This is a genomic window from Comamonas granuli NBRC 101663, from assembly GCF_000739995.1.
Classification (GTDB): Bacteria; Pseudomonadota; Gammaproteobacteria; order Burkholderiales; family Burkholderiaceae_C; genus Simplicispira; species Simplicispira granuli.
This window is the reverse complement of record NZ_BBJX01000009.1, coordinates 1-25,210: the sequence shown is the minus strand read 5'-3', so window position 1 is coordinate 25,210 and position 25,210 is coordinate 1. Positions and strand designations below refer to the sequence as shown.

Genomic DNA, 25,210 nt, shown 5'->3' with positions numbered 1-25,210 from the left:
GCTGCGGGCAGACCGGCGCCGTGGCCGCCGCTCATTCGTGCCGCAGGGCCTCGATGGGGTCCATGCGCGCCGCGCGCCGCGCCGGGAAGTAGCCGAACAGCACCCCGATGCCCGCCGAGAACACGAAGGACAGCAGGTTGACCCCCGGGCTGAACACGTAGGGCACCTGCATGAGTTGCGCCAGCAGCAGCGAGGCCGCCGTGGCCAGCACGATGCCGATGACACCGCCCAGCGCGGCCAGCACCACGGCCTCGATGAGGAACTGCAGCAGCACCTCGCGTTCGAGCGCACCTATGGCCAGGCGCAGCCCGATCTCGCGCGTGCGCTCGGTCACGCTCACGAGCATGATGTTCATGATGCCTATGCCGCCCACCAGCAGGCTCACGGCGGCCACCGCGCCCAGCAGCATGGTCATCACCTTGGTGGTGCCCGAGAGCGTGTCGGCCAGTTGCCGCGTGTCCAGGATGTTGAAGTTGTCCTCGTCGGTCTCGGCGAGCTTGCGCCGCTCGCGCAACAGCTCGCGCAGGCTGGCCTTCACGCGCTCGGGGTCGCTGCCATCCTGCATGGAGACGAGCAGGGTCTGCACGCGCGTGCTGCCCGTCACGCGCCGCTGCAGCGTGGCCAGGGGCAGCAGCACCACGTCGTCCTGGTCGTTGCCGAAGGCGCCCTGCCCTTTGCTCGCGAGCACGCCGATGACCTCGCAGGCAAAGGCCTTGACGCGCAGCAACTGGCCCAGCGGGTCCTGCCCGCCGAACAGCTCGCGCTGCAGGGTGGCGCCGATCAGGCACACGGCGGCGCCCGCGCGCAGCTCCTCGGGGCGGAAGGCGCGGCCCAGGCGCACCTGCCAGTTGCCCGTCTCCAGCCAGGCGTTGGTGCTGCCGATGATGCTGGTCGTCCAGTTGCGCCCGGCCGCCACCACGGTGCCGCCGGTGCGCCCCTCGGGCGCCACGGCCTGGATGCCGCCGATCTGCTGCGCGATGGCGTCGGCGTCCGCGTCCTTGAAGGCGGGGGCGCTGCCGCTGCCCGGCCCCAGGCGCTGGCCCGGGCGCACCTGCAGCAGGTTGGTGCCCAGGCTGGCAATCTGGTTCTGCACCGCCAGCGTGGCGCCGTTGCCCAGGGTGACCATGGTGATCACGGCGCTCACCCCGATGACGATGCCCAGGATGGTGAGGAAGGAGCGCAGCAGGTTGCGCCGGATGGAGCGCAGCGCCAGCAGCAGGGTGTTGAGCCACATCAGGCCGGCTCCTGCGCAGCCGCGGCCGCCGTGTGCGCATGGTGGCGGTCGCTCTCGACCACGCCATCGACGAAGCGCACCACGCGCCGCGCATAGGCGGCCATGTCGGGCTCGTGCGTGACCATGATGACGGTGATGCCGCGCTCGCGGTTCAGGCGTGCGATGAGCTCCATGATCTCCACGCTGCGCTGGGTGTCGAGGTTGCCCGTGGGCTCATCGGCGAGCAGCACGGCCGGTTCGGTGACGATGGCGCGCGCAATGGCCACGCGCTGCTGCTGCCCGCCCGAGAGCTCGCCCGGGGTGTGGTGCTCCCAGCCCTTGAGGCCCACGGCGTCGAGCGCGCGCGCGGCCGCCGCGTGGCGCTCGGCGGCGCTGGCGCCGCGGTAGAGCAGGGGCAGCTCCACGTTCTCCTGCGCCGTGGTGCGCGCCAGCAGGTTGAAGCCCTGGAACACGAAGCCGAAGAAGCGCCGCCGCAGGCGCGCGCGCTCGTCGCGCGCGAGCGCCTCCACATGCACGCCCTGGAACAGGTAGGCGCCCGCGCTGGGCCGGTCCAGGCAGCCGATCAGGTTCATGGCCGTGGACTTGCCCGAGCCGCTGGGCCCCATGATGGCCACGAACTCGCCGCGCGCGATGTCCAGGTCCACGCCGCGCAGGGCCTGGAAGGCGAGCGCGCCTTCGCCGTACACCTTGGTCACGCCGCGCAGGCGGATCAGGGGGGCGTCGGCCGTGGCCGCTGGCGCCGCCACGCTCATGGCGCGGCTCCGGCGCTGCGCTGGTCGGTGATCACGGCCATGCCGGGCTGCAGGCGCTCGCTGCGCACCTCGGTCATGCGGCCGTCGCTGATGCCGACCTCGACCGTCACCGCCTGGGGCTGGCCGTCCTGCAGCACCCAGACCTGCTTTTGCCGGCCCTCGGCCGGGCCCTTGTCCGCGGCGCTGCGCCGGGCCATGGCGCCGGGCGGGCGCGGCATGATCTGCGAGACGATGCCGCCGCTGCGCGCCGGCGCCGCCGCGCCCGCCTTGAAGGGCGCAAAGCGCAGCGCGGTATTGGGCACCAGCAACACGCCGCTGCGCTCGGTGGCCACGATGGTGGCCGCCGCCGTCATGCCCGGGCGCAGGCTCAGGTCGGCGTTGTCCACCTGCATCCAGGTGGTGTAGGTCACGACGTTGTCAGTCTTGGTCGAGCCGTAGGCCACGCGGGTGATGGTGGCCGGGTAGGCGCGCGCCGGGTAGGCGCTCACGGTGAAGCTGGCCTTCTGCCCCACGCGCACGGCGCCCACGTCGGCCTCGTCCACGTTCACCTGCAATTGCAGTTGCGCCAGGTCCTCGGCCACGGTGAACAGCGTGACCGCCTGCAGCGATGCCGCCACGGCGTTGCCCGGCTCCACGCTGCGCGTGAGCACCACGCCATCGATGGGCGAGCGGATGGAGGCCTTGGAGAGGTTGGTCTCGTCGGTGGAGAGCGCGGCGCGCGCATCGTCCACGCTGGCGCGCGCGCTCGCCTCGTCGGCCTGGGCGCGCGCCAGCGCGGCGCGGCCCGCGTCGAGTTCGGCGGCCGAGGGCACCTTGCCGCCCGACAGGCGCGCCACCTCCTGCAGGCGCTGCAGGGCGATCTGCGCCTCCTGCACGGTGGCCTGGGCCTGCGCCACGCGCGCATGCGCCGAGGCCAGCGCCGCACGCGAACGCTGCACCTGCGCGGCCAGCTTGGCCGTGTCCAGCTCCACCAGCACCTGGCCTTGGCGGATGCGGTCGTTCACATCGACGAGCACCTGGCGCACCGTGCCGGAGAGCTCGCTGCCTATGGTGACCGAGCGCGTGGGCTGCAGCGTGCCGGTGGCCGAGACGGTGAGCGTGAGGCCGCCGCGCCGCACCTCCTCGGTCACGTACTGCGGCGCCTGTGTGGCGCGCCGCTGCTGCAGCAGGTACAGCCCGAGCGCCACGGCAGCGCACAGGGCCAGGCCGCCCAGCCAGACGGCGGGGCGCCGCCACCAGCGCTGCGCGTGCTCCGGCCCGAGCAGGTCCTGCAGGCTGTGCGCCGCCGCGGCAAGGGCAGCGGGGGTGGCGGTTTCGTTCGTGGGTGTGGTCATGAAAAAATATCCCCCATGGGGCGCACAGGCGCGGCCCGGCTCACGGCCAGCCCCCGCCCAGGGCCTTGTACAGCCGCACATGGCCCGTGCCCAGGCTGGCCTGAGAGACGGCCACGGCGTCCTGCGTGGCCAGCAGGGTGCGCTGGGTCTCCAGCACCGCGGCAAAATCGATCAGCCCGCTGGCGTAGCGCTGGCCCGCCAGCAGGGCCGCCTGGTCCGCGGCCTGCGCAGCCTCCTGCAGGCGGGCCAGGCGGGCGCGCTCGCCCTGCAGGACGGCCAGGGCATCCTCCACCTCCTGCAGCGCCGCGAGCACCGCGGACTGGTAGGCGCTGCGCGCCTGCTCCAGCGCCTCCTGCTGCACATCCACGCGCGCCTGGGCCGCGCCGCCGTCGAACACGGGCACGGCCAGGCTGCCCAGCAGCGTCTGGACCACGGAGGCGCCGTCACCCAGCGCCCCCAGCGTGAGGGCGCGCAGCCCCAGGCTGCCCGACAGGCGCAGGCTGGGGTAGCGCGCCGCATCGGCCTGCGAGACGCGCGCCAGCGCCGCCTGCACGCGCTCCTGGGCGGCGCGCACATCGGGGCGCTGGCGCAGGGTGTCGGCCGGTATGTCCAGCAGCACGGCCTCCGAGGGCAGGGGCACGGGGCCGGGCGCGGCCAGCGCGGCGTCGAGTGCGGCCGGCGCCTGGCCCGTGAGCACGGCCAGGGCATGGCGCGCCTGCGCCAGGCTGGCCTGCAACTGGGGCACCTGCGCCGCGGTCTGCGCCGCGGCCGCGCGGGCCTGCTCGGCCACGAGCGCGGTGGCCAGCCCGGCCTGCACGCGCCAATCGGTGATCTGCAGGGTCTGCTGCTGGCTTTCGAGGTTGCGCTGCGCAATCGCCAGGCGCTGCTGCAGGCCGCGCACGCTGATGTACTGCAGAGCCACTTCCGCGGCGAGCGACACCTGCACCTGCTCCAGGCTGGCCTGGGCGGCGCGCGCGTCGGCCGCGCTGGCCTGCAGGCCGGCATCGAGGCGACCGAAGAGGTCCGGCTCCCAGAGCGCATCGAAGCCGGCCTGGAAGCTGTTGCCCGCCGTGCCGCCGCTGCGGCTGCGCTGGGCCGAGGCGGACGCATCGACCTGCGGCAGCAGGCCCGCCTGCTGGACGCGCACCTGGGCGCGGGCCTGGCGCAGCGCGGACTGCGCCGCCTGCACGCTAGGCTGGGCCTGCAGGGCCTGGGCCACCAGGGCGGCCAGTTGCGCGTCCCCCAGGCCCTCCCACCAGCGCGCCAGGGCGCCTGCCTGGGCCGGCCCCGCGGCGCCGGGCGCGGCCGTGCTCCATTGGGCAGGAACATCCACCGGGGGCAGCGCGCCGGCCGGGGGCGGCGCGCTGGCGCAAGCCGCCAGCAGCGCCAGGCCGCAGCCCAGCGCCGCGGCACGCCAGGGCCGCCAACGCCCCGGACGGGCAGGAATACACGCTGCGCAATGCATGCCGCCATGGTACCCAGCCACGGCAAGCGCCGGGTGAAGCTGCGGTAAAGGCGGCACTGAACAAGCCCCCCGGGAGGGCCTGCCTCAGCGCTGCCGCAAGCCGCCGGCGCGGCTCAATGTTGCTGGCGTGCCAGCGCCCGCATGGCCTGCTGCGCCGGCCGCTCCAGGCAGCGCGCCAGCCAGGCCTGGGTGGCGGGAAAGGACTCCAGCAGGTCGCGCGCCGGCTTGGTCCAGCCCAGCACGCTGGCCGTGCACAGGTCGGCCACGGTGAAGCGTGCGGCCGCCAGGTGCTCCTGGCCGCGCGCGGCCTGGCGCTGCAGGTGCTGCTCCAGCACGCGCAGCGGCACGTGCAGGCGCTTCTCGGCGGCTTCGGCCAGGTGGGCCTTGCGCTGCTCGGGCGGCATGGCCAGGCGGTGCATGAGCACGGTCAGCGCGTCGGCCTCCAGCGCGTTCACCGTCCAGAAGCTCCAGCGCAGGGCCTCGGCGTCCTCGTGCGCATTGGCGGGCGCGAGGTCGGTGCCATCGCCCTTGCCATGGTGGCGCGCGATGTACAGCGTGCAGGCCATGCTCTCCCACAGCACCACCTCGCCGTCGGGGCGGCGGTCCACCAGCACCGGGATGTGGCCGTTGGGGTTGAGGGCGAGGAACTCGGCCGTGCGCGTGCCGCCGTGCTGGTAGGGCGTGGGCACATGCTCGAACTGGAGCCCCAGTTCCGTGGCGGCCCACAGGGGGCGCACGGCGCGCGAGGCGGCAATGCCGTAGATGGTCAGACCCATGGTGCAATGAACTCCCGTAGTACAGAACAGCGAGGGTGGCTATTTTTCCAGCCACCACTGGATGAGGTATTTGGCCAGAAAACCCAGAAAGCCCACCCCCAGGCCCATGTAGAGCACGAAGGTGCCGAAGCGCCCGGCCTTGGACTCCCAGGCCAGGTGCCCGATGATGAACAGCATGAACAGGATGAAGGCGCCCACGCCATAGGAGAGAAAGAAAGCCGATATCTCGGCTTCGGTGTAGCCAAAAATCACGATGCCATTGCCTTGTGGTGGGATGGCCCTGCTGCTGCGCCCACGGGGGGCTCGCGCTCGGGCAGAGCGGATGCATCAACGAGTTCGCGGTACGCATGCCAGCTCGCGTGGCCCAGCACGGGCACGGCCAGCGCCAGGCCCCACATCCATGCGGCCATGCCCAGCAGAGTGAGGGCCAGGATGAGCGCCGTCCACATCGCCATCGTGGCCGGGTTGGCCAGCACCGCCTGCCAGCTCGTGTACACGGCCTGCCACAGGCCGATGCGGCGGTCGAGCAGCAGCGGGATGGACACCACGCTGGAGGCGAACATCGGTGCCGCGAGCAGGCTGCCCAGCAGCAGCCACAGGGTAAACAGCGTGCTGTCGGGCGCCAGCACCACGTGCTGCAGGAAGTCCTGCGGCGAGCGCACAGGCGCGGGCGCCAGCAGGGTGATGAGCGCGGCCGAGATCAGCACCCAGCCCGTGCCCGCCAGCGCCAGCAGCAGGCCGAAGCGCACCAGGCTCCAGTAATCATGGTCCCAGCGGCTGCGGTAATGGCTCTGCCAGAACAGCCAGGTGCGCAGCACCACGCCAGGGCCGGCCCGCTCGCCGCGCTCGAGCGCGCGGCTGAGCACGTAAAACCCCGTGGCCAGCACCGGCGCGACCACCAGAAACCCCGACAGCGCCCCGGCCAGCAGCCAGAAGCGCTCCTGGCCCACGCGCCACAGCAGGGCGCTGGCAACGGCCAGCGCCAGGCCCTGGGCCAGGCTGGCGAGCCGGCTGCGCCACAGATCCTGCCAGCCCAGGGCCAGCCAGGCCAGGGGGCGGGTGAAGCGGATGGAACGCACCGGGGGCAGGGCATTGGGGGGATGGGTCATGGCTGCGGTACGGGTGAAGGGGGGACGGCACGGCCCGCGCGGGGCGACGCAGAATACCCCAGCCCCCATTCCCTTGTCCGGCGCAAGCTTGATGCACGACAAGACGCACCCCCACCCGCCGGGGTGACAATGCCCAGCGTGAAAGCCGCCGCCCCCTCCTCCCTGCACGGCCGCCTGGGCATGGCCCTGGCGCTGCTGGCCCTGCTGGCCCAGTTCTGGATGGGGCAGGTCAGCAGTGCGCACATGGCGCGCATCCTCACGGCCCCGGCCCTCGCAGGCGACATCTGCACGGTGCAGGACGGCCCGGCCCTGCCGGATGCGGGCGCGACCGGCCACCCCGCCGCCCAGGCGCTGCTCAACTGCCCGGTCTGCGCCGTGGCCACGGCCAGTTCGGCCCTGGGCAGCAGCGCCACGCGCCAGGCCACGCTGGCGCACCAGCCCTCCACCGCCTTCCGCCATGTGCCGGCAACGCCACGCGCGCTGCGGCATGCCAGCCTCTACCCGCCCGCGCACGCGCCGCCGCGGGCCTGAACGGTATTTCTCTCTCTTGGTAACTGGCCCGCAGCCCCGGCTGCGGGCCGGACTGTCTGTGCGCCGCAGCGCCAGAACCCCTCCCTCTTCCCGACCGCTTTCCGACCATGACTCCCGCATTCCGCGCGCCTGTCCGCGCCCGCCACCGCTTTGCCCTGCAACCCCTGTGCGCCCTGCTGGCCAGCCTGCCCTTGGCGGCCCTGGCGCAGGAGGCCGCGCTGCAGCCCGTCACCGTCAAGGCCGCCAGGCCCGCCGCCCAGGGCCTGGACACGAGCGAGCTGCCGGCCGACCGGATCGAGGCCGCACGCGCCGGCACCAGCGATACCGCCCGCCTGCTGCTGGGCCTGCCCGGCGTGAGCCTGTACGGCACCGGCGGCGTCTCCAGCCTGCCGAGCGTGCACGGCCTGGCCGATGACCGGCTGCGCATCCAGGTCGACGGCATGGACCTGGTCTCCGCCTGCGGCAACCACATGAACCCGCCGCTGTCGTACATCGACCCCACGCGCGTGGGCAGCGTACGCCTGTTCGCCGGCATCACGCCCGTGAGCGTGGGCGGCGACAGCATTGGCGCGACCATCCAGGTCGATTCGCCCGCCCCCGAATTCGCCGCGCCGGGCCAGGGCCGGCTGCTCCAGGGCCAGGCCGGCACGCACTACCGCAGCAACGGCGATGGCACGGGCGTGAACCTCTCGGCCACCTACGCCACCGAGCAGACCAGCCTGCGCTACGACGGCTCGACCGCACGCGCCGGCAACTACCGCGCGGGCGCCGCCTTCAAGCCCGCGGGCCCGGCGGCGAGCAACAAGCCCGAGCGCTGGCTCGCGGGCGACGTTGTGGGCTCGTCGAGCTACCAGACCACGAACCACGCCCTGGCCTACGCCCTGCGCAACGAGGACCACCTGCTCGAAATGCGCGTGGGCCTGCAGGACATTCCCTACCAGAACTTCCCCAACCAGCGCATGGACATGACGGGCAACGACAGCCACCAGTTCAACCTGCGCTACCAGGGCCAGTACGCCTGGGGCCAGCTCCAGGCACGCGCCTACCACGAGAACACGCGCCACCGCATGAACTTCGGCGAGGACAAGCAGTTCTGGTACGGCCCCGCCAACAACGTGCCCGGCATGCCCATGGACACCGAGGGCCGGACCACGGGCCTGCGCGTGCAGGCCGCGCTGCCGCTGTCGGCACGCGACACGCTGCGCGTGGGCAGCGAGCTGCAGCGCTACCGCCTGGACGACTGGTGGCTGCCCTCGGGCGGCGGCATGGCGCCCAACACCTTCTGGAACATCCGCGACGGCCAGCGCGACCGCTTCGACGTCTACGGGGAATGGGAGGCGCGCTGGAACCCGCAGTGGCTCTCGCAGGTGGGCCTGCGCGCCGGCCAGGTGCGCAGCAACAGCGGCCCGGTGCAGGGCTACAACAGCAGCTACGACATGGAGGCCAACGCCTTCAACGCCAAGGACCGCAAGCGCAGCGACGGCTCCGTCGACCTGACCGCGCTGGCGCGCTACACGCCCAGCGCCAACGCCAGCTACGAGTTCGGCTTCGCGCACAAGACGCGCTCACCCAACCTGTACGAGCGCTACACCTGGTCCACCGGCGGCATGGCCATGCGCATGGTCAACCTCGTGGGCGACGGCAACGGCTATGTGGGCAACGCCGACCTCCGGCCCGAAACCGCCAACACCTTGAGCGCCACGGCCGACTGGCACGACGCCACGGGCGAGCAATGGGGCGTGAAGTTCACGCCCTACCTGAGCTACGTGCAGAACTACATCGACGCAAAGCGCTGCAGCGGCAGCGGCAGCGGCGCGATGACGGCCTGCACCGCCGCCAACCGCACGGCCACCACGGGCTTCGTCTACCTGCAGTTCGCCAACCAGGACGCGCGCCTGCACGGTTTCGACCTCTCGGGCTTTGCCGACCTGGGCAAGACCGAACGCTGGGGCCAGTTCACGCTCCACGGCATGCTCAGCTACGTGCAGGGCAAGAACCGCAGCACGGGCGACAACCTCTACGGCATCATGCCGCTCCACGCGCGCCTGGCCCTCACCCAGCGCCTGGGCGCCTGGAGCGGCACGGCCGAGCTGCTGATGGTCAGCGGCAAGACCCGCGTCTCGGCAGTGCGCAACGAACTGCCCACCGCCGGCTACGGCCTGGTGAACCTGCGCGCCAGCTACGAATGGAAGCAGGTGCGGCTGGATGTGGGCATCGACAACCTGTTCGACCGCTTCTACCACCACCCGCAAGGCGGCGCCTACCTGGGCCAGGGCATGACCATGGCCGGCACCGCCGTGCCCTGGGGCGTGCGCGTGCCCGGCATGGGCCGCTCGGTGAACGTGGGTGTGACCGTGAAGTTCTGAAGCCACGAGGCCCGGGCGGCGGGGCCGGCACCATCGCCGCCGCTTTACTCCGTTTTTGATAGCACCTTGCGCTGACTCCATCAGCCCAAGGTGCTTTTTTATTCATGGGCTATAGTGCCTGGCCATGGAGTTCCGCCTGATCTACGAAGGCCCCCTGCACGGCCAGGGCGCCAAGTCCTCGCACAAGTGGGAAATCCGCCGCGCCCTGCACCCGCAACTGCAGCGCCTGTGGCGCGAGCGCCCGCTCAAGGACGCCGCGCCGGCGCTGCTGGCGCATCCGGCGCGGCCGGGCAAGGCCTCGGTCATCGTGGAGAAGGGCGGCCTGCTGTTCGCGCCCCTGGTCACCCAGCGGCTGGACCTCTACGCCGAGCTGTCGGTGCTGCTGTTTCGCCAGCAGCCGCGCGGCACGCTGATCACCGACGGCGGCGACATCGACAATCGGCTCAAGACCCTGCTCGACGGCCTGCGCGTGCCGCACGGCTCGCTGGAGGGCCGCACCGAGCTGCCGCTGGAGCCCGACCCGCAGCCCTTCTTCTGCCTGCTGGAGGACGACTCCCTGGTCACCAAGGTGTCCGTCGAATCCGAGCAGCTCCTGCGCCCGGCCAAGCCCGACGAGGTGGTCGCCATCATCTCGGTGCACGTGAAGAAGACCGTGCTCTCGCCCGAGAACATGACGCTGTAGCGCCGCCTCAGGCGGTGAACACGGCCGTCTCGCCCGGCCGGCGCAGCATCTTGTTGACCTCGTCCTGGTGCAGTTCTTCGGCGACGATCATCTCGCGCGCGTACTCCTCCAGCAGCACGGAATGGCCCTCGGCGATGCGCAGCAGGTCGTAGTAGGCCGCCAGGGCGGTCTTCTCGTGGTCCAGGCTTTCGCGCAGGATGTCGCCGATGTCGTGCTGCTCGGTCTCCAGCAGCGGGCCGATCTTGAGCGAGGGGTGCCCACCCAGCAGGGTGACCAGTTCACCGGCCTTGTGCGCATGGGCCAGGCTCTCGTCGGCATTGCCCTTGAGCCAGGAGACGATGGGGATGCGGTTGTAGCCGTACACCATCAGCGCATAGTGGGTGTACTTGACCACGCCCGCGAGCTCCAGCTCCATGATGCGGTTGAGGGCATCGATCGCGGTCTTTTTCTTTGCATCATCCATGGCACGCTCCTTCTTGAATGGTGGGATGAGGGCCCGTCACGCCGGTCCGCTGCATTCTCCGCCCGTTGCGGGGCAGCGCGAGCGCCCGCGGCCCGCATTCCCCCTGCCGGCATTGGGGTATTGGCCGCAGGCCGCGCCCCGCCCTGCCCGGCCCCGGAGAAGGGCTGGCGGAATGCTATTCTGCGGGCATCCCCCGGCAGCGCCCCGAGCCCGCCCTGCCCCAGCAACCACGGCCCCATCCAGGAGTAAGACATGACGCAAGCATTGACCCCAGCCCAGCGCGAGGAACTCAAGGCGCTGCTGCTCGTGCGCCAGCGCGAACTGCTGGCGCAAATGCAGCAAAACCGGGAAAACCTGGCACCGCCCGCCGCCGACCAGGACGGCATCGTCCAGGGCAACGTCGGCCGCGAGGTGGACCAGGTGCTCACCGACATCGACACCGCCGACCTGGCGCGCATCCGCCTGGCGCTCGACGCCATGGAGGACGGCAGCTACGGCCTGTGCGCTGAATGCGGCTGCGACATCCCCTTCGAGCGCCTGCGCGCCGAGCCGCAAACGCAGCACTGCGTACCCTGCAAGTCGCGCTGGGAGGCCGCCCAGGGCGCGGCGCGCTGACGCACACATACATGCCCCGCGCTCGCGGGCGGACGCCCGCGTGCGCGAGAATGCGGCATGCCATTCGCCACCGAACCCGCCTACACCCACGGCAGCGCCGAGCGCACCGCCGTGCTGCTGTGCAACCTGGGCACCCCCGACGCCCCCACCGCCCCGGCGCTGCGCCGCTACCTGGGGCAGTTCCTGTCCGACCCGCGCGTGGTCGAGATCCCGCGCGCCCTGTGGCTGCCGCTGCTGCACGGCGTGATCCTGCGCACGCGCCCCGCCAAGTCGGCCGCCAAGTACGCCAGCATCTGGACCCCCGAGGGCTCGCCCCTGGCCACCTGGACCGACAAGCAGGCCAAGCTGCTGCGCGGCTGGCTGGGCGAGTCCGGCTGCAACGTGCTGGTGCGCGCCGCCATGCGCTACGGCCAGCCCTCCATCGCCAGCGGGCTTGACGCCCTCAAGGCCGAGGGCGCGACGCGCATCCTCATCCTGCCGCTGTACCCCCAGTATTCGGGCACGACCACGGCCAGCGTGTTCGACGCCGTGTACGCCTGGGCCGGGCGCCAGCGCCGCGTGCCCGAGCTGCGCTTCGTCAACCACTACCACGACGAGCCGCTCTACATCGAAGCGCTGGCGCGCCGCGTGGAGGCGCACTGGAAGGAGCACGGCCCGGCCGAACAACTGGTGATGAGCTTTCACGGCGTGCCCGAGCGCACCCTGCACCTGGGCGACCCCTACCACTGCGAAAGCCGCAAGACGGCGCGCCTGCTGGCCGAGCGCCTGGGCCTGCGCGCCGGGCGCTACCAGGTGACCTTCCAGTCGCGCTTTGGCAAGGCCAAGTGGCTGCAGCCCTACACCGAGCCCACGCTCATCCAACTGGCCCAGGGCGGCACGCGCCGCGTGGACGTGGTGTGCCCGGGCTTTACCAGCGACTGCCTGGAGACGCTGGAGGAAATCGCCCAGGAGGCGCGCGCGGCCTTTCTGCAGGCGGGCGGCCAGGAGTTCCACTACATCCCCTGCCTCAACGACAGCCCGGCCTGGATCGCCGCGCTCAGCCAGGTCGCCCGCCAGCACCTGGCGGGCTGGCCGGTGCAGCCCGCGGACGGCGCCGCCTGCGCACGCGCCCGCGAGCATGCCCTGGCGGGCGGTGCGCCCTCTTGATGCGCCGGCCGAATGCTATTGATTTGGTAGCCTCCAGCGCTTGCTGAACAAGCCCTGGAAGCCGATTTGACCCCAAACTACAGCCCGCCATGCACGCCACCGCCCTCGCCCCCGAACAACTGCGCCTGACCATCAGCCCCGCCAGCCTGGGCTTTGCCAGCACGGCCGAGCTGCACGACCAGAGCCTGCCCTGGATAGGCCAGGAGCGCGCCGAGGCGGCCGCGCACTTCGGCCTCGCGCTGGAGCACCCGAACTACAACCTGTTCGTGCTCGGCGAGCTGGGCAGCGGGCGCGTCTCGCTGCTGCTGCAGGCCATGCGCCAGGCGGCGGCGCAGCGCGCCGTGCCGCCCGACCTGTGCTACCTGCACCACTTCGACCAGCCCGAGCGCCCGCGCGCGCTGCGCCTGCCCGCGGGCCAGGGGCGCGTGCTGCGCCAGGGCATGGAGCAGTTCGCGCGCACGCTGCAGGGCGACATTCCCAAGCGCCTGGACGGGGCGGACTTCCGCTCCGAGAGCGAGCGCATCGACAAGGCCTACCAGGCGCAGGAGGCGCAGGCCTTTGCCGCCCTCGATGCGCTGGCCGAGTCGCTGCACTTTCGCCTGACGCGCGAGGAAGGGCACATGGTCTTCACCCTGCTCGGCGCCCAGGGCGAGCCGCTGACCGAGGATGAGGCCCGCGCGCTCACGCGCGAGCAGCGCGCCGCCATCGACGCCGCCGAGCAGCGGCTGCGCGCCGAGATCGCCCGCTTTCTCGACGCCATGCGCCCGCTCGAGCGCCAGCGCGACGAGGCCTTTGCGCAACTGCGCCGCCAGGTCGTGCGCCCGCTCATCGACCATGCCCTGCAGGAGGTGCGCAGCAGCCTGCGCAAGCAGATCAAGGACACGATGAAGATCGGCAAATGGCTGGACCGCGTGCGCCAGCAGGTGCTCGACCGGCTGGACCTGTTCACGCCCGCCCAGGCCGGCGACGAGGGCGGCGAGGAGCGCAAGGCGCAGCTCGAGACCCTGCTCGCGCGCTGCCACGTGAACCTGGTGGTGGACAACGCCGACCTCACCAGCGCGCCCGTGCTCACCGAGGACAACCCGCAGTTGCGCAGCCTGTTCGGCAGCATCGACTACCAGGCCGACGACGACGCGGTCAGCGCCGACGTCAGCAGCATCCACGCCGGCAGCCTGCTCAAGGCGCACGGGGGCTTTCTACTGCTGCACCTGCGCGACCTGCTGGGCAACGAGGGCCTGTGGGAGCGCATGCGGCGCTTTCTGCGCTGCGGGCGCCTGCAGATCGAGGAAGGCGCGAGCGCGCACGGCGCCGTGGTGGGCGCGGCGCTGCAGCCCGAGGCCGTGGACGTGGACGTCAAGCTCGTGCTCATCGGCTCGGTGGAGGAGTACTACGCCCTGCAGGAGGGCGACCCCGAGGTGGCGCAGCGCTTTCGCGTCAAGGTGGACTTCGCCGAGTCCTTCAGCGCCAGCGCGGCGTCGCGCCACGCCAGCAGCGTGTTCATTGCCCGCGCCTGCCAGCGCTTTGGTCTGCCGCACTTCGGCGCCGACGCCGTGGCGCGCGTGATCGAGCAGACCCACCGCGAGGCCGACGACCAGGCGCGCCAGAGCGCCCTGTTCGGCCACACCGAGGCCCTGGTCATCGAGGCCGCGGCCCTGTGCCGCGCACGCGGCGCCAGCATGGTGGCGGCGCAGGACGTGCAGGCCGCCCTGCAGGCGCGCACCGAGCGCCACAACTACCCCGAGCAGCGCCTGCACGAGAGCATTGCCGACGGCGAGCGCCTGCTCGCCCTGCACGGCGCGCACGTGGGGCAGATCAACGCGCTCACGCAGATCGACCTGGGCGACTACCGCTTCGGCTTTCCCGTGCGCATCACGGCGCGCACCTACGCGGGCCAGGAGGGGCTGATCAACATCGAGCGCGAGGTCGAGATGTCCGGCCCCATCCACGACAAGGGCGTGCTCATCCTGCACAGCTACCTCACCGCCCTGTTCGGCCACCTGGCGCCGCTGGCGCTCAACGCCTCCATCGTGTTCGAGCAGGAATACAGCGGCGTGGAAGGCGACTCGGCCTCCTGCGCCGAGCTGTACGCGCTGCTGTCCTCGCTCTCGGGCCTGCCGCTGGCGCAGGGCATCGCCGTCACGGGCGCGCTCAACCAGCACGGCGAGGTGCTGCCCGTGGGCGGCATCAACGAAAAAATCGAGGGCTGGTTCAAGACCTGCGAGGCCGCCGGTCTCAACGGCACGCAGGGCGCGCTCATCCCCGCGCGCAACCAGCGCCATCTGATGCTGGAGCCGCGCATCGTCGAGGCCGTGCGGCAGGGGCGCTTTCACCTCTGGAGCGTCTCCCACGTGGCCGAGGGCATTGCCCTGCTGACCGGCCAGCCCCCCGGCATCCACACCGACGGCCGCCCGGCCGAGCCGGACAGCGTGGCCGCGCGTGCCGCCCTGCAGTTGCGCGCCTACCGCCGCGCCTGCCAGGCCGCCGCCCATGCCCGCGCACGCCCGGGCCCGCGGCTGCGCTCCTTCACCAATCCACAAGACCCCATGGCATGACCCCCACCACGACCCCCCCCGCCGACCCGCGCGCCTTTCTGCGCGCCCTGTTCGACGCCGCCGTCGCCCGCGCCCAGCCGGCGCAGGTGCTGGCGCCCTATCTGCCGGCGCCGCCGCGCGGGCGCACCGTGGTGGTGGGCGCAGGCAAGGCGGCCGCGGCCATGGCCGCAGCCGTCGATGCGCTGTGGCCCGCAGACGCGCCGCTCAGCGGCCTGGTGGTCACGCGCTACGGGCACGTGCCCGCCGGCCAGCCCGCGCCCGGCGCGCGCATCGCCGTGGCAGAGGCGGCCCACCCGGTGCCCGATGCGGCGGGCGCCCAGGCCGCCGCGCGCATCGCCGCCCTGGTGCAGGGCCTGGGCCCGGACGATCTGGTGCTGGCGCTGATCTCGGGCGGCGGCTCGGCCCTGCTGGCCCAGCCCGCCCCCGGCATCACCTTGGCGGACAAGCAGGCCATCAACCAGGCCCTGCTGCGCAGCGGCGCGACGATTGCCGAGATGAACTGCGTGCGCAAGCACCTCTCGGCGCTCAAGGGCGGGCGGCTGGCCCGGTTGGCCGCGCCCGCGCGCGTGGCCGCGCTCGTCATCAGCGACGTGCCGGGCGACGATCCGGCCGTCATCGCCAGCGGCCCCACGGTGCCCGATGCCAGCACCTGCGCCGACGCCCTGGCCATCTGCGCGCGCTACCAGCTCGCCCTGCCCGCGGCGGCGCTCGCCGGGCTGCAGAGCGGCGCCTTCGAGACGCCCAAGCCCGGCGACCCGCAGTTCGCGGGCCACACGGTCGCGCTCATCGCCACGCCGCAGCAAAGCCTGGAGGCCGCTGCCGCGCTGGCGCGCGCCCAGGGCGTGGCGGCGCACATCCTGTCCGACGCCATCGAGGGCGAGAGCCGCGAGGTGGCCAAGGTGCACGCCGCCCTGGCGCTGCAGGTGGCGCAGCGCGGCCAGCCGTTCGCGCGCCCCTGCGTGCTGCTCTCGGGCGGCGAGACCACGGTCACGCTGGGGCCGGGCGCGGCACGCGGGCGCGGGGGCCGGGCGAGCGAGTTCCTGCTCGCCTGCGCCCTGCAATTGCAGGGGGCGCCCGGCATCCATGGCCTGGCGGCCGACACCGACGGCATCGACGGCGTGGAGGACAACGCGGGCGCGCTCATCGGCCCGGACACGCTGGCGCGCGCCCAGGCCCGCGGCCTGTCTGCGGCGCAATTGCTGGCGCAGCACGATGCCTACGGCTTTTTCGCCGCGCTGGACGACCTGGTGGTGACGGGGCCGACGCACACCAATGTGAACGACTTCCGCGCCCTGTACGTTGCCTAGGCTTTGTCGCCCAGGCGACGTTCGCGCCCGCTTGGCCCGCGCTTGCCCGATTGACACAAAAACTCGGCGGCCAATACTGCAGCCCACCTCAGCTGCCAAGGACCGCCATGCCCCGCAACGCCCCCGCCACCCCGCTGCTGCACCGCCGCCGCCTGCTCCAGGGCACGGCCGCTCTGGCCACCCTGGGCCCGGCCGCCTGGACGCGCGCCCAGGGCGATGCCTGGCGCATCGGCCAGACGGCAGCCCTGACCGGGCCGCTGGCCTACCCCTTCGTCGAGATGAACAAGGGCATTGCGGCGGCGTTCAAGGAAGTGAATGAGCGCGGCGGCATCGACGGCAGGCCCCTGGAATTCCTCGCCCTGGATGACGGCGGCGCCCCCGAGAAGGCGGCCGAGAACACCGCCGTGCTGCTGCGCAAGGAGCAGGCCTTCACGCTGTTCGCCTGCGGCGGCACCACCAGCGTGATGGGCGCGCTCAAGGTGCTGACCGAGGCCAGGGTGCCGCTGATCGCCCCGGCCACGGGCTCGGACGCGCTGCGCCCCTTCCACCCGCTGGTGTTCCACAGCCGGGCCAGCTATGCGCACGAACTGCGCCAGATCGCGCGCCAGCTCAAGTCCACGGGTTTCACGCGCATCGCCATTCCCTACTTCGACAACCCGTTCGGCAAGGCCACCTTGGCGGCCTTCGAGGCGGCCGCCCAGGCGACGGGCAACACCGACTGGAAGGCCTTTCTCGTGGCCGAGTCCGCCGAGGGCATCGCCCAGGCGGTGCAGGAGATCGCCCAGTTCCAGCCCACGGCGCTGATGTCGCTGGCCATAGGCAGCCAGGGCATTCCGCTGTTCAAGGCCATACGCCAGCGCGTGAAGGCGCAGGCGTTCTCGATCTCCTTCCTCGGCTCGCGCCCGCTGCTGGCGGCGCTGGGCGAGGCGGCCACCGGCATCACGGTGGCGCAGGTGGTGCCCAACCCGAGCAACCCGGCCATCCCCGTGGTGCGCGCCTACCAGGAGGCGATCAAGAAGCTCGGCGGGGTGGACATTGGCTACTCCTCGCTCGAAGGCTATGTGAATGCGCGCATCCTCATCGAGGGGCTGCGGCGCGCGGGCAGGAACGCCACGCGCGAGAAATTCATCGACGCCCTGCAGAGCATGCGCCCCTACGACATGGGCGGCTTCGAGGTGCGCTATGGCCCGAACGACCACGACGGCACGGATTTCGTGGAGCTGACCTACTTCAACGGCGAGCGCTTCCGAAGGTAGAGGGCGCGCCCCCCCGAGCGGCTGCGCAGGAGGGGCGAGGCATCAATGGGCCTGCGCGAGGAAGGCGTCCACCAGCGCGTAGTGCGCGGGCACGTTGAGCGCGGGCGCGTGGCCGCAGCCGGGCACCTCGATGACCTGCAGCAGGCCGCGCGCGCCCGGGCCGCGCGTGGCCATCTCGGCCGTGGTCTCGCGCAGCACCAGGTCGGAGTCGGCGCCGCGCAGGCACAGCACGGGGATGTCAAGCCGGTCGTAGTGGTCCCAGATCAGGTAGTCGTTCGCGTGCTGCGTGAACTGCTGCACCATGGCCGGGTCGTAGTGCGGCGTCACGCGCCCGTCGGGTAGGCGCCGGGTGGAGGTCTCGGTCAGCAGGCGCCACTGCGCGTCGCTGAGCCAGCCGTAGGGTGCATACACCTGGCGGAAGAAGGCCTCCAGTTCGCGCACCGTGTCGAAGGCGGGCGGCTGGCCCGCATAGGCCTTGATGCGCTCGAGCGCCGCATCGGCCAGGCGCGGGGCGTTGTCGTTGAGCAGCAGGCTGCGGATGCGCCCGCGCAGGCCCGGCTCGAACAGGCCCGAAGCGCACACCATGCCGATGGCGCCGCCCATGGAGGTGCCTATCCAGTGCGCCTGGCCGATGCCGAGCTGGTCGAACAGGTCGGCCGCGATGCGCGCATAGAACTGCAGGCGGTACTCCGCGCCCGGCGCGCGGCTCCACTGGCTCAGGCCGCGGCCCAGGGTGTCGGGGCAGATGACGCGGTAGCGCCCCGCCAGGTGGGCGGCCAGCGCATCCATGTCGCGCCCCGTGCGCGCCAGGCCATGCCACGCAATCACCACCGGGGCGTCGGGCGCACCCCATTCGGTGTAGTGGATTTCATAACCGGCGCAGGTCGCGTAGCAGGAGGAGGGAGACATGGTCATGGGCCTGGAAAAGCATGGAAAGGCGCCGGGCGCGGCCCTGCGGCAGCGCCCGGCGTGCGAGCCGTCAGTCCGGGATGGCGATGGCGCCCGCCGTGACGGCGATGGCATCGCCCGCAGCAGGCGCAGCGGCAAGGGCCGGCAGATGGGCTGCCGTGATGGCGGGCGCATTGCCCGGCGTGCCGCCGCGCGGCAGGGTGCGCACCACCTGGCTGGCCGGCAGGGGCTTGCCACTGGCCAGGTGGTCGTACACGGCGTCCAGCGCACGGTTCAGGTACACATGCAGGGGGATGAAGCGCGTGTCATAGCCCGGCAGCACTGTGGGCAGGCCGATGAAGCTGTCGAAATGCTGGGCGTTGGCCACCTCGATGTAGCTCAGGCGGCTGGCCGCGCCTTCGACCTTCTTGTTGAGCGCGGCGTAGGGGCGCGAGGTGTGGTTCACGGGCAAGAGCGCGTCCGAGCGGCCGTGCACGATGATGGCCGGCTTGCCGCGCAGGTTGCCGTTGCGCTGCGTCTCGCGCATGCCCGCCTGCAGGCTTTGCGCCGCGGCGCTGGTGCCGGTCACCAGGTTGCGCAGGCACAGGGCGCCTTCGGTGTTCCAGTCGGCCAGGCCGTTGGACGAGACCGACAGGAAGTCGCGCGCCGCGCCCAGCTTGCCGTTGTTGTTGATGAGCTGGATGCCCCCCGAGGGCGGCACGCCATTGCCCGTGGCGAACATGCCGGCCAGCGCCGCCGGCGCCAGCGGCGCCACCGCGCCCGCCGCCGTGGTGGCGGCATAGCTGAAGCCGCAGAGGTGGTCCTTCACGCTGGCGCGCGCGAGGCTGTTGGCAAAGGTGATGGAGACGGCCGGCGCGATCTCGAACGCAGCGTGCGAGGCGTGCAGATCGTTGGCCTCGGGCTCCCAGCCGTAGGCGCGCAGCTTCTGCAGGGCTTCCTCGGCCTGGGTGGCCGTGGTGCTGGCCGTGAGCAGGCCCGCGGTCTTGAGCGCCGCGCAGCGGTTGGGCGCGATGGGCAGGGCCGGCGCCGCAAAGCCCGCGGCAAAGGCCGCGGCGTAGGGGCTGGCGGCAACGGACGGCGCCAGCGCGGCGCAGGCCTGGTACAGGTTGGCGTAGGTGGTGAAGTCCACCAGGTTGCGGCCCGTGACGGCCACCGTGCCCGTGCCGCGCTGCACCGTCACGCCCGCGTTGGCCGGCAGCTCCACGGCGGGCTCGGAGACGGCCACGCCGCTGATCAGGCCCTGCGTGTCCTGCTCGGCCGCAGCGATGGCCGCACCGCCGCCGTTGGAGATGCTGGACGCGATGACGATGGTGTTCGCCGGCGTGAGCGATTTCAGGCGCTGGCCGTTGTCCAGCGCGCCAAAGCGTTCGTTGAGCACGTAGTAGGCGAACTCCACCGCCTGCAGCGTGGTCTTGCCCCAGTCCTTCTCGGCGTTCTGCTGCGAATGCGCGTGCTTGAAGGCGAAGCGGTTGGGGGTGGCCGTGTTGAAGGCCGCCAGCTCGCTGGCCGTGAGGCCGGCATTAAAGGCCGCGCTCTTGCCCGCGGCGGCGGCGCTGGCGCGCGTGCCGTCGATCAGCGGCACCGTGTCGTTCATGAGGTCGTGCGGCGCACCGCCCGTGCCCTTGTCGGAATAGGCCACGGCGCAGCCGCGCTTGAGGCCCCACTCGCCCGTGCTGATGGCGCCGTACACGCCGCGCGAACCCGAGGCCGTGGCGGTGATGATGCAGGGCTTCTGCGGGTTGAAGCTGGCAGGCACCTGCACCATGAGCGTGACGTTCTGGCGCCCGCTGCCGTCGTCGGCGTAGGCGATGTACTCGGTACCGGGCACCCGGCCCTCGCTGGCCGTGACCGTGCCCTGCGCGTCCACGTTCGGGCCGTACAGGCTGCCGTAGCCCCCGGCGGCCGTCATGTCGAGCATGGCGCGGTAGTTGGTGTGGATGGCGCTGCGGCGCAGCTCGGCCGCCGTGGGCTTGAGCGGATCGGCATAGGCGGGCGGCAGGGCGGCGGCCAGGCCGGTCTTGCCCAGGCCGGCGGTGAGCAGGTCGTCCGCCATGCCGTCGTAGGCCGTGGCCTGGACGGCGCCCAGCCACACGGGCTTGGCGTTGAGCTGGGGGTTGTCGCCGCCGCCGCAGGCAGCCAGGGCCGCCGCGGCGAGCGCGGCGGGAAGGAACGGGCGAATACAGGTCTTCATGCGCTTGTCTCCAGAGTGTTGTGGTTGCAGGACCTTCAGGAAAAGCATTCAGCCGGGCCGGTGCGCCGCCGCAGCGCGCAGGCGCCCCACCACGCCGGTGGGGAAGTAGTAGACCGAGAGCACGAACAGCAGGCCGAGCCAGAGCAGCCAGCGGTCGGGCGAGAGCAGCGCCGCCAGCCAGGGCAGGCCGGATGCGGCCTCGCTCCCCAGGCGCAGCAAGTCCTGCAGGTAGCTTTGCGCCACAAGGAACAGCACGGCGCCGATGGCCGCGCCATAAATGGTGCCCATGCCGCCGATGACGACGATGAGCAGGCAGTCCATCATGATCTCGAACGACAGCGAGGTGTCCGGCCCGTTGTAGCGCAGCCAGAGCGCCAGCATGCAGCCCGCAGCGCAGGCGAACAGGGCCGACAGCACGCTGGACGTGGTGCGGTACACCACCACGCGGTAGCCGATGGCTTCGGCGCGGAACTCGTTCTCGCGGATGGCCTGCAGCACGCGGCCGAACGGCGAGTTGACGATGCGCAGCAGCGCCAGCACCAGCGCCACGGCGCAGACGAACAGCAGGTAGTAGCAGATCAGCTTGCCGTCGATGGCCACGCCCAGGAAGGGCTCGTCGAAGGGCTCGAAACTGGGCGAGAGCAGCTCCGGGATCTTGAAGGTCAGGCCGTCCTCGCCGCCCGTGAGGTCCGACAGTTGCGAGGCCAGGGTCTGGAAGGCCGCCGCCACGGCCAGCGTGATCATGGCGAAGAAGATGGCGCGCACGCGCAGCGAGAACAGGCCCACGGCCAGCGAGAGCAGCAGCGACAGCAGCAGCGCGCCGCCCACGCCCGCCGCCAGCGCGCTCCAGGTGGGCCCCAGGCGCGTGGTGGCCACGGCGATGCCGTAGGCGCCGATGCCGAAGAACATGGTGTGCGCAAAGCTCACGATGCCGGTGTAGCCCAGCAGCAGGTCGAAGCTGGCCACGAGCACCACAAACACCAGCACCTTGGCCGCGACGTTGAGCGCCTTGACGCCGGGGAACAGGAAGGGCGCGAACGCCAGGCCCAGCAGCACGGCCAGGAGGATGGCCGCGAGCCACTTGCTGCGCGGGTAGTCGCCGGAGAGAAGTCGATTCAGCATGGTGTGGCGCTCCTCTTCAACGGTTCGCGACGGGGTAGACGCCCTGCGGGCGCCACAGCAGCACCGCGACCATGAGCGCGATGTTGGAGAACAGCGCCACCTTGGGCACCAGAAAGCCGGTGTAGTTGGCCATCAGGCCCACCAGCAGCGCGCCGATCAAGGCCCCGCCGGTCGAGCCCAGGCCGCCGATGATGATGACGATGAAGATCAGCACGTTGACCTGCGCGCCCATCTGCGGGACCACGTTCTGCTGGTACAGGCCCCACATCACGCCGCCCAGGCCGGCCAGCGCCGAGCCCGCCACGAACACGCCCACGAACAGGCGCCGGATGCGGTAGCCGAGCGCCTCGACCATCTCGCGGTCCTGCACGCCGGCGCGGATCAGCAGGCCCACCTTGGTGCGCGAGAGCGTCCAGGCCAGCAGGCCGAACACCAGCAGGCCCACGGCCACGGCCACCAGCCGGTATTTCTCGATGGCGGCGTCGCCCACCAGCAGCGAGCCGCGCATGCCCTCGGGCAGCGGCAGCGGAATCTGCTGCGGCCCCCAGATGACCTTGATGAGCTCCTCACCGATGATCATCCCGCCCATGGTGATGAGGATCTGCTTGAGGTGCTGGCCGTACACCGGGCGCACGATGAAGCGCTCGAACGCCAGGCCCACGGCGCCCGCCACCAGCATGGCCACGACCATGGCGGGCAGCACGGCCACGAGGTTGCGCCACAGCTCGTTGGATCCCGTCCAGTCGCCCATGGCGCCGAGCACGCTGGTGGCGACGAAGGCGCCCAGCGCGATGAACACGCCGTGACCGAAGTTGAGCACGTCCATGAGGCCGAACACCAGGGTGAGGCCCGAGGCGATGATGAAGATGATCATGCCCATGGCCAGGCCCGCCACGGTGAGCGTGAGCCAGGTGGAGGGCGAACCGATGAGCGGCAGCACCAGCAGCGCCAGCAGCGGCACCAGCGCCAGGGGTTTCCAGTCGAGGTCGCGGGCAATCATGGCGCGGCCCTTTCATTCACTATTGTTTTGATAGCTGCTTGCGCCTGATGGATAAGCGTTGGAGGCATTTTTTTCATAGATCCTCCTTACAGCGCCAGGCCCAGCAGCGACTGCTGCAGCGCCTCGTCGGCGGCCAGGTCGGCCATGCGGCCGGCGTGCACCACGCGGCCGTTGTCCATCACGGCCACGGTGTCGCCCAGGCGTTTGGCGAAGTGGATGTTCTGCTCGACCAGCAGAATGCTCACGCCGCTCTTCTTGAGCTGGTCGAAGGCCTCGATCATGTTGTTGATGATGGCCGGCGCCAGGCCCTTGCTGGGCTCGTCCACGATGAGCAGGTCGCGCGGCTCGACGATGGCGCGCGCCACGGCCACCATCTGCTTCTGCCCGCCCGAGAGCTTGCCCGCGGGGTGGTTCCAGAACTTCTCCACGGCCGGGAACAGCTTGAAGATCCACTGCAGGCGCGCCTCGTCCATCTGCCCGGCATGGCTGGCCTTGCGTGCGGCCAGCAGCAGGTTCTCCTTCACCGTGAGGTCGGCGAAGATGCCCATGTTCTCGGGCACATAGGCGATGTTCAGGCCGGCGATCTGCGGCGTGTGCAGGCGCGTGATGTCCTGCCCGCCAAAGTGGATGCTGCCCTGCGACGCATGCCACAGGCCCATGATGGTGCGCAGCGTGGTCGTCTTGCCCGCGCCGTTGCGGCCCAGCAGCATGGTGAGCTGTCCCTTGGGTACGGCCAGGTCCACGCCGTGCAGGATGTGGTACGCGCCGATGTGCGTGTGCACGCCCCTGAGCTCCAGAAGATGGGTGGTGCTCATGCGGCCTCCTTGTCTGCGTCCTTGGAGACGCCCAGGTAGGCTTCCTGCACCACGGGCGATGCAATCACCTCGGCCGGCGGGCCGTCGGCCACCAGCGTGCCGTTGGTCAGCACGATGATGCGGTCGGCCAGTTCGCGCACCACGTCCATCTTGTGCTCGACCAGCAGGATGATCTTGCTCTTGTCCTTCTTCAGTTCGCGGATCAGGTTCAGGATCACGGGCGCCTCGTCGTGGCTCATGCCGGCCGTGGGCTCGTCGAACATGTAGACCTGCGGCTCCAGGGCCATGAGCAGGGCCACCTCGAGCTTGCGCTGGTCGCCGTGCGGCAGGCTGGCCACGGGCGTGTCGCGCCGCTCGAACATGGCGACCTGGCGCAGGATGGACTCGGCGCGCTCGGTGAGCTGGCGGTGGTCGCTCCAGATGCTCCAGAGGTTGAGCCCGCGGCGGTGCCGGCCCTCCTGCGTGGCCTGCACGGCCAGGCGCACGTTCTCCAGCACCGAGAGGTTGGGGAACAGGTTGGTGAGCTGGAAGGCCCGCCCCAGGCCGGCGCGGGTGCGCGCCGAGGGGCTCAGGCCCGTCAGCTCACTCGCGCCCAGGCGCACCGTGCCGGCGCTGGCCTTGAGCTGGCCCGAGATGAGGTTGAAGTACGTGGTCTTGCCCGCGCCGTTGGGGCCCACGATGGCGGTCAGCGTGCCCGGCTCGAAGGCGCAGGTCACGGCGTTGACCGCCACGTGGCCGCCAAAGCGGATGGTCAAGTCTTGGGTTGCCAGCATCCGGGGTCCAGGCTCCACAAAATTGAAGAAAAAGTGCTCCCAGCGCTTGCACAGCAAGCGTCAGCAGCTATGAAATCAGTAACAACCGAGCGCTGCGATCGCAGCGGGCGCGGCCCGGGCCCGCTGCCACCGCGCGGGTGGCATCCCCCTTCCCGGCCCGCGCAGCGAGGCGAGAGAAGGGGGGAAGCGGCGCCGCCGCTCGGGGGGATGCCCTTACCTCTTGTTGCGGATCGGCACCTGCATTTCCTCGGCCTTGATCTCGCGCACCAGCTCGGGCACGCCCCAGGCGAAGGCCGGGTCCACCTTGATCTTGAAGTGGTACATGCTCTGCATGGCCTGGTGGTCTTCCTTGCGGAAGGTCATCTTGCCCTTGGGCGTGTCAAAGCTCATGCCTTCCATGGTCTTGATGAGCTTGTTGGTGTTGGTGTCGCCATTGGTGGCCTTGAGGGCCGTGACCAGCGCCATGGCCGCCGAGAAGCCGCCCGCGGTGAAGAAGTCCGGCGGCGTCTGGAACTGCTTGTAGTGCATGGACACCATCGCCTCGTTCGCCGGATTCTTGGGGATGCCGAAGTAGTAGTACGTCGCACCCTCCATGCCGGGGAAGTTCTTGTAGCTGGCCATGGCGGGCAGGATGTTGCCGCCCGTGGCGATCTCGATGCCGTAGCGCTTCAAGTCCAGGTCGGCGATCTTGAACGGGTTGCCCGCCCCCGCCCAGATGATGAAGATGATCTTGCGCCCCGGCTGGTCCTTGAGTTTGTCGATCAGGCGCTGCGCCCCGGCCGTGAAGTCCGTGGTGTTCGTCGGCAGGTATT

Annotated in this window: 23 protein-coding genes; 8 read left to right on the top strand and 15 right to left on the bottom strand. The window is 71.2% G+C overall.

The window, feature by feature from the left end:
* Positions 1 to 31: 31 nt before the first annotated feature.
* The 7 genes from CGR01S_RS10520 to CGR01S_RS10490 all read right to left on the bottom strand — a co-directional run bounded on the left by CGR01S_RS10520 (position 32) and on the right by CGR01S_RS10490 (position 6,670).
* Positions 32 to 1,234, bottom strand: coding sequence for an ABC transporter permease (locus CGR01S_RS10520; RefSeq protein ID WP_042426430.1), 1,203 nt, complete (start codon positions 1,232 to 1,234; stop codon positions 32 to 34).
* Positions 1,234 to 1,986: an ABC transporter ATP-binding protein gene (locus tag CGR01S_RS10515; protein WP_042426427.1), complete on the bottom strand. Its 753-nt coding sequence runs from the start codon at positions 1,984 to 1,986 to the stop codon at positions 1,234 to 1,236. Before CGR01S_RS10515 ends, CGR01S_RS10520 begins: the two co-directional genes overlap by 1 nt.
* Entirely contained in the window at positions 1,983 to 3,320 is a 1,338-nt protein-coding gene (locus tag CGR01S_RS10510) for an efflux RND transporter periplasmic adaptor subunit (protein ID WP_042426423.1), read from the bottom strand. Before CGR01S_RS10510 ends, CGR01S_RS10515 begins: the two co-directional genes overlap by 4 nt.
* 40 nt (positions 3,321 to 3,360) lie before the next feature.
* Positions 3,361 to 4,785 carry an efflux transporter outer membrane subunit gene (locus CGR01S_RS10505; protein WP_084690636.1) on the bottom strand — a complete coding sequence of 475 codons (1,425 nt, stop codon included), beginning with the start codon at positions 4,783 to 4,785 and terminating at the stop codon, positions 3,361 to 3,363.
* A 113-nt stretch (positions 4,786 to 4,898) separates the two neighbouring features.
* Complete coding sequence (locus CGR01S_RS10500) at positions 4,899 to 5,561, bottom strand: glutathione S-transferase family protein (protein WP_042426420.1); 663 nt, start codon at positions 5,559 to 5,561, stop codon at positions 4,899 to 4,901.
* Positions 5,562 to 5,600: 39 nt separating this feature from the next.
* Positions 5,601 to 5,813, bottom strand: a complete 213-nt coding sequence (locus tag CGR01S_RS10495; protein ID WP_042426417.1) for a DUF2788 domain-containing protein — start codon at positions 5,811 to 5,813, stop codon at positions 5,601 to 5,603.
* Positions 5,810 to 6,670: a DUF2189 domain-containing protein gene (locus CGR01S_RS10490; protein ID WP_042426414.1), complete on the bottom strand. Its 861-nt coding sequence runs from the start codon at positions 6,668 to 6,670 to the stop codon at positions 5,810 to 5,812. Before CGR01S_RS10490 ends, CGR01S_RS10495 begins: the two co-directional genes overlap by 4 nt.
* Positions 6,671 to 6,808: 138 nt before the next feature.
* Here CGR01S_RS10490 and CGR01S_RS10485 point away from each other — a divergent pair, with 138 nt between their 5' ends.
* The 3 genes from CGR01S_RS10485 to CGR01S_RS10475 all read left to right on the top strand — a co-directional run bounded on the left by CGR01S_RS10485 (position 6,809) and on the right by CGR01S_RS10475 (position 10,249).
* Complete coding sequence (locus CGR01S_RS10485; protein ID WP_156967548.1) at positions 6,809 to 7,201, top strand: DUF2946 family protein; 393 nt, start codon at positions 6,809 to 6,811, stop codon at positions 7,199 to 7,201.
* Between the two features lie 107 nt (positions 7,202 to 7,308).
* A complete protein-coding gene (locus CGR01S_RS10480) occupies positions 7,309 to 9,567 on the top strand; it encodes a TonB-dependent receptor (RefSeq protein WP_042426408.1) in 2,259 nt (752 codons plus the stop codon).
* Between the two features lie 124 nt (positions 9,568 to 9,691).
* Positions 9,692 to 10,249 carry a hypothetical protein gene (locus CGR01S_RS10475; protein ID WP_042426405.1) on the top strand — a complete coding sequence of 186 codons (558 nt, stop codon included), beginning with the start codon at positions 9,692 to 9,694 and terminating at the stop codon, positions 10,247 to 10,249.
* Positions 10,250 to 10,256: 7 nt separating this feature from the next.
* Here CGR01S_RS10475 and CGR01S_RS10470 read toward each other — a convergent pair whose 3' ends face one another.
* A complete protein-coding gene (locus tag CGR01S_RS10470) occupies positions 10,257 to 10,712 on the bottom strand; it encodes a ferritin-like domain-containing protein (RefSeq protein WP_042426401.1) in 456 nt (151 codons plus the stop codon).
* A gap of 252 nt (positions 10,713 to 10,964) precedes the next feature.
* Between CGR01S_RS10470 and CGR01S_RS10465 the strand changes: the two genes are divergently transcribed.
* The 5 genes from CGR01S_RS10465 (at position 10,965) to CGR01S_RS10445 (ending at position 17,588) form a co-directional block, all read left to right on the top strand.
* Positions 10,965 to 11,327 carry a TraR/DksA family transcriptional regulator gene (locus CGR01S_RS10465; protein WP_042426398.1) on the top strand — a complete coding sequence of 121 codons (363 nt, stop codon included), beginning with the start codon at positions 10,965 to 10,967 and terminating at the stop codon, positions 11,325 to 11,327.
* 57 nt (positions 11,328 to 11,384) lie between these two features.
* The gene (hemH, locus tag CGR01S_RS10460; RefSeq protein ID WP_042426393.1) at positions 11,385 to 12,473 is read left to right on the top strand and encodes a ferrochelatase; all 1,089 of its coding nucleotides are present in this window, start codon (positions 11,385 to 11,387) and stop codon (positions 12,471 to 12,473) included.
* Positions 12,474 to 12,562: 89 nt separating this feature from the next.
* A complete protein-coding gene (locus CGR01S_RS10455; protein WP_042426390.1) occupies positions 12,563 to 15,025 on the top strand; it encodes a Lon protease family protein in 2,463 nt (820 codons plus the stop codon).
* Positions 15,022 to 16,332 (top strand): glycerate kinase type-2 family protein, encoded by a 1,311-nt coding sequence (locus tag CGR01S_RS10450; RefSeq protein WP_042426387.1) that lies wholly within the window; start codon positions 15,022 to 15,024, stop codon positions 16,330 to 16,332. The genes CGR01S_RS10455 and CGR01S_RS10450 overlap by 4 nt, the downstream gene beginning before the upstream one ends.
* Before the next feature lie 107 nt (positions 16,333 to 16,439).
* A complete protein-coding gene (locus CGR01S_RS10445; RefSeq protein ID WP_042426384.1) occupies positions 16,440 to 17,588 on the top strand; it encodes an ABC transporter substrate-binding protein in 1,149 nt (382 codons plus the stop codon).
* Between the two features lie 42 nt (positions 17,589 to 17,630).
* On the opposite strand, the gene CGR01S_RS10440 is transcribed toward CGR01S_RS10445, so the two are convergent.
* From CGR01S_RS10440 to CGR01S_RS10410, 7 genes are all read right to left on the bottom strand, one after another.
* On the bottom strand, positions 17,631 to 18,497 hold the full coding sequence (locus tag CGR01S_RS10440) for an alpha/beta fold hydrolase (protein ID WP_042426830.1): 867 nt from the start codon (positions 18,495 to 18,497) through the stop codon (positions 17,631 to 17,633).
* 70 nt (positions 18,498 to 18,567) lie between these two features.
* Positions 18,568 to 20,688 (bottom strand): D-(-)-3-hydroxybutyrate oligomer hydrolase, encoded by a 2,121-nt coding sequence (locus CGR01S_RS10435; RefSeq protein ID WP_042426381.1) that lies wholly within the window; start codon positions 20,686 to 20,688, stop codon positions 18,568 to 18,570.
* 48 nt (positions 20,689 to 20,736) lie between these two features.
* Entirely contained in the window at positions 20,737 to 21,810 is a 1,074-nt protein-coding gene (locus tag CGR01S_RS10430; RefSeq protein WP_042426377.1) for a branched-chain amino acid ABC transporter permease, read from the bottom strand.
* A 16-nt stretch (positions 21,811 to 21,826) separates the two neighbouring features.
* Positions 21,827 to 22,810: a branched-chain amino acid ABC transporter permease gene (locus CGR01S_RS10425; protein WP_042426374.1), complete on the bottom strand. Its 984-nt coding sequence runs from the start codon at positions 22,808 to 22,810 to the stop codon at positions 21,827 to 21,829.
* Positions 22,811 to 22,896: 86 nt separating this feature from the next.
* A complete protein-coding gene (locus CGR01S_RS10420; RefSeq protein ID WP_042426371.1) occupies positions 22,897 to 23,625 on the bottom strand; it encodes an ABC transporter ATP-binding protein in 729 nt (242 codons plus the stop codon).
* Complete coding sequence (locus CGR01S_RS10415) at positions 23,622 to 24,398, bottom strand: ABC transporter ATP-binding protein (protein WP_042426827.1); 777 nt, start codon at positions 24,396 to 24,398, stop codon at positions 23,622 to 23,624. Before CGR01S_RS10415 ends, CGR01S_RS10420 begins: the two co-directional genes overlap by 4 nt.
* Before the next feature lie 213 nt (positions 24,399 to 24,611).
* Positions 24,612 to 25,210, bottom strand: a 599-nt coding sequence (locus tag CGR01S_RS10410; RefSeq protein ID WP_042426367.1) for an ABC transporter substrate-binding protein, incomplete at its 5' end; no start/stop codon positions are given.

Excerpts from the sequence above, each read along its gene's own strand:
- CGR01S_RS10520 (WP_042426430.1), bottom strand. The coding sequence starts at position 1,234 with ATGTGGCTCAACACCCTGCTGCTGGCGCTGCGCTCCATCCGGCGCAAC.
- CGR01S_RS10515 (WP_042426427.1), bottom strand. The coding sequence starts at position 1,986 with ATGAGCGTGGCGGCGCCAGCGGCCACGGCCGACGCCCCCCTGATCCGC.
- CGR01S_RS10510 (WP_042426423.1), bottom strand. The coding sequence starts at position 3,320 with ATGACCACACCCACGAACGAAACCGCCACCCCCGCTGCCCTTGCCGCG.
- CGR01S_RS10505 (WP_084690636.1), bottom strand. The coding sequence starts at position 4,785 with ATGCATTGCGCAGCGTGTATTCCTGCCCGTCCGGGGCGTTGGCGGCCC.
- CGR01S_RS10500 (WP_042426420.1), bottom strand. The coding sequence starts at position 5,561 with ATGGGTCTGACCATCTACGGCATTGCCGCCTCGCGCGCCGTGCGCCCC.
- CGR01S_RS10490 (WP_042426414.1), bottom strand. The coding sequence starts at position 6,670 with ATGACCCATCCCCCCAATGCCCTGCCCCCGGTGCGTTCCATCCGCTTC.
- CGR01S_RS10480 (WP_042426408.1), top strand. The coding sequence starts at position 7,309 with ATGACTCCCGCATTCCGCGCGCCTGTCCGCGCCCGCCACCGCTTTGCC.
- CGR01S_RS10475 (WP_042426405.1), top strand. The coding sequence starts at position 9,692 with ATGGAGTTCCGCCTGATCTACGAAGGCCCCCTGCACGGCCAGGGCGCC.
- CGR01S_RS10470 (WP_042426401.1), bottom strand. The coding sequence starts at position 10,712 with ATGGATGATGCAAAGAAAAAGACCGCGATCGATGCCCTCAACCGCATC.
- CGR01S_RS10465 (WP_042426398.1), top strand. The coding sequence starts at position 10,965 with ATGACGCAAGCATTGACCCCAGCCCAGCGCGAGGAACTCAAGGCGCTG.
- hemH (WP_042426393.1), top strand. The coding sequence starts at position 11,385 with ATGCCATTCGCCACCGAACCCGCCTACACCCACGGCAGCGCCGAGCGC.
- CGR01S_RS10455 (WP_042426390.1), top strand. The coding sequence starts at position 12,563 with ATGCACGCCACCGCCCTCGCCCCCGAACAACTGCGCCTGACCATCAGC.
- CGR01S_RS10450 (WP_042426387.1), top strand. The coding sequence starts at position 15,022 with ATGACCCCCACCACGACCCCCCCCGCCGACCCGCGCGCCTTTCTGCGC.
- CGR01S_RS10445 (WP_042426384.1), top strand. The coding sequence starts at position 16,440 with ATGCCCCGCAACGCCCCCGCCACCCCGCTGCTGCACCGCCGCCGCCTG.
- CGR01S_RS10440 (WP_042426830.1), bottom strand. The coding sequence starts at position 18,497 with ATGTCTCCCTCCTCCTGCTACGCGACCTGCGCCGGTTATGAAATCCAC.
- CGR01S_RS10435 (WP_042426381.1), bottom strand. The coding sequence starts at position 20,688 with ATGAAGACCTGTATTCGCCCGTTCCTTCCCGCCGCGCTCGCCGCGGCG.
- CGR01S_RS10430 (WP_042426377.1), bottom strand. The coding sequence starts at position 21,810 with ATGCTGAATCGACTTCTCTCCGGCGACTACCCGCGCAGCAAGTGGCTC.
- CGR01S_RS10425 (WP_042426374.1), bottom strand. The coding sequence starts at position 22,810 with ATGATTGCCCGCGACCTCGACTGGAAACCCCTGGCGCTGGTGCCGCTG.
- CGR01S_RS10420 (WP_042426371.1), bottom strand. The coding sequence starts at position 23,625 with ATGAGCACCACCCATCTTCTGGAGCTCAGGGGCGTGCACACGCACATC.
- CGR01S_RS10415 (WP_042426827.1), bottom strand. The coding sequence starts at position 24,398 with ATGCTGGCAACCCAAGACTTGACCATCCGCTTTGGCGGCCACGTGGCG.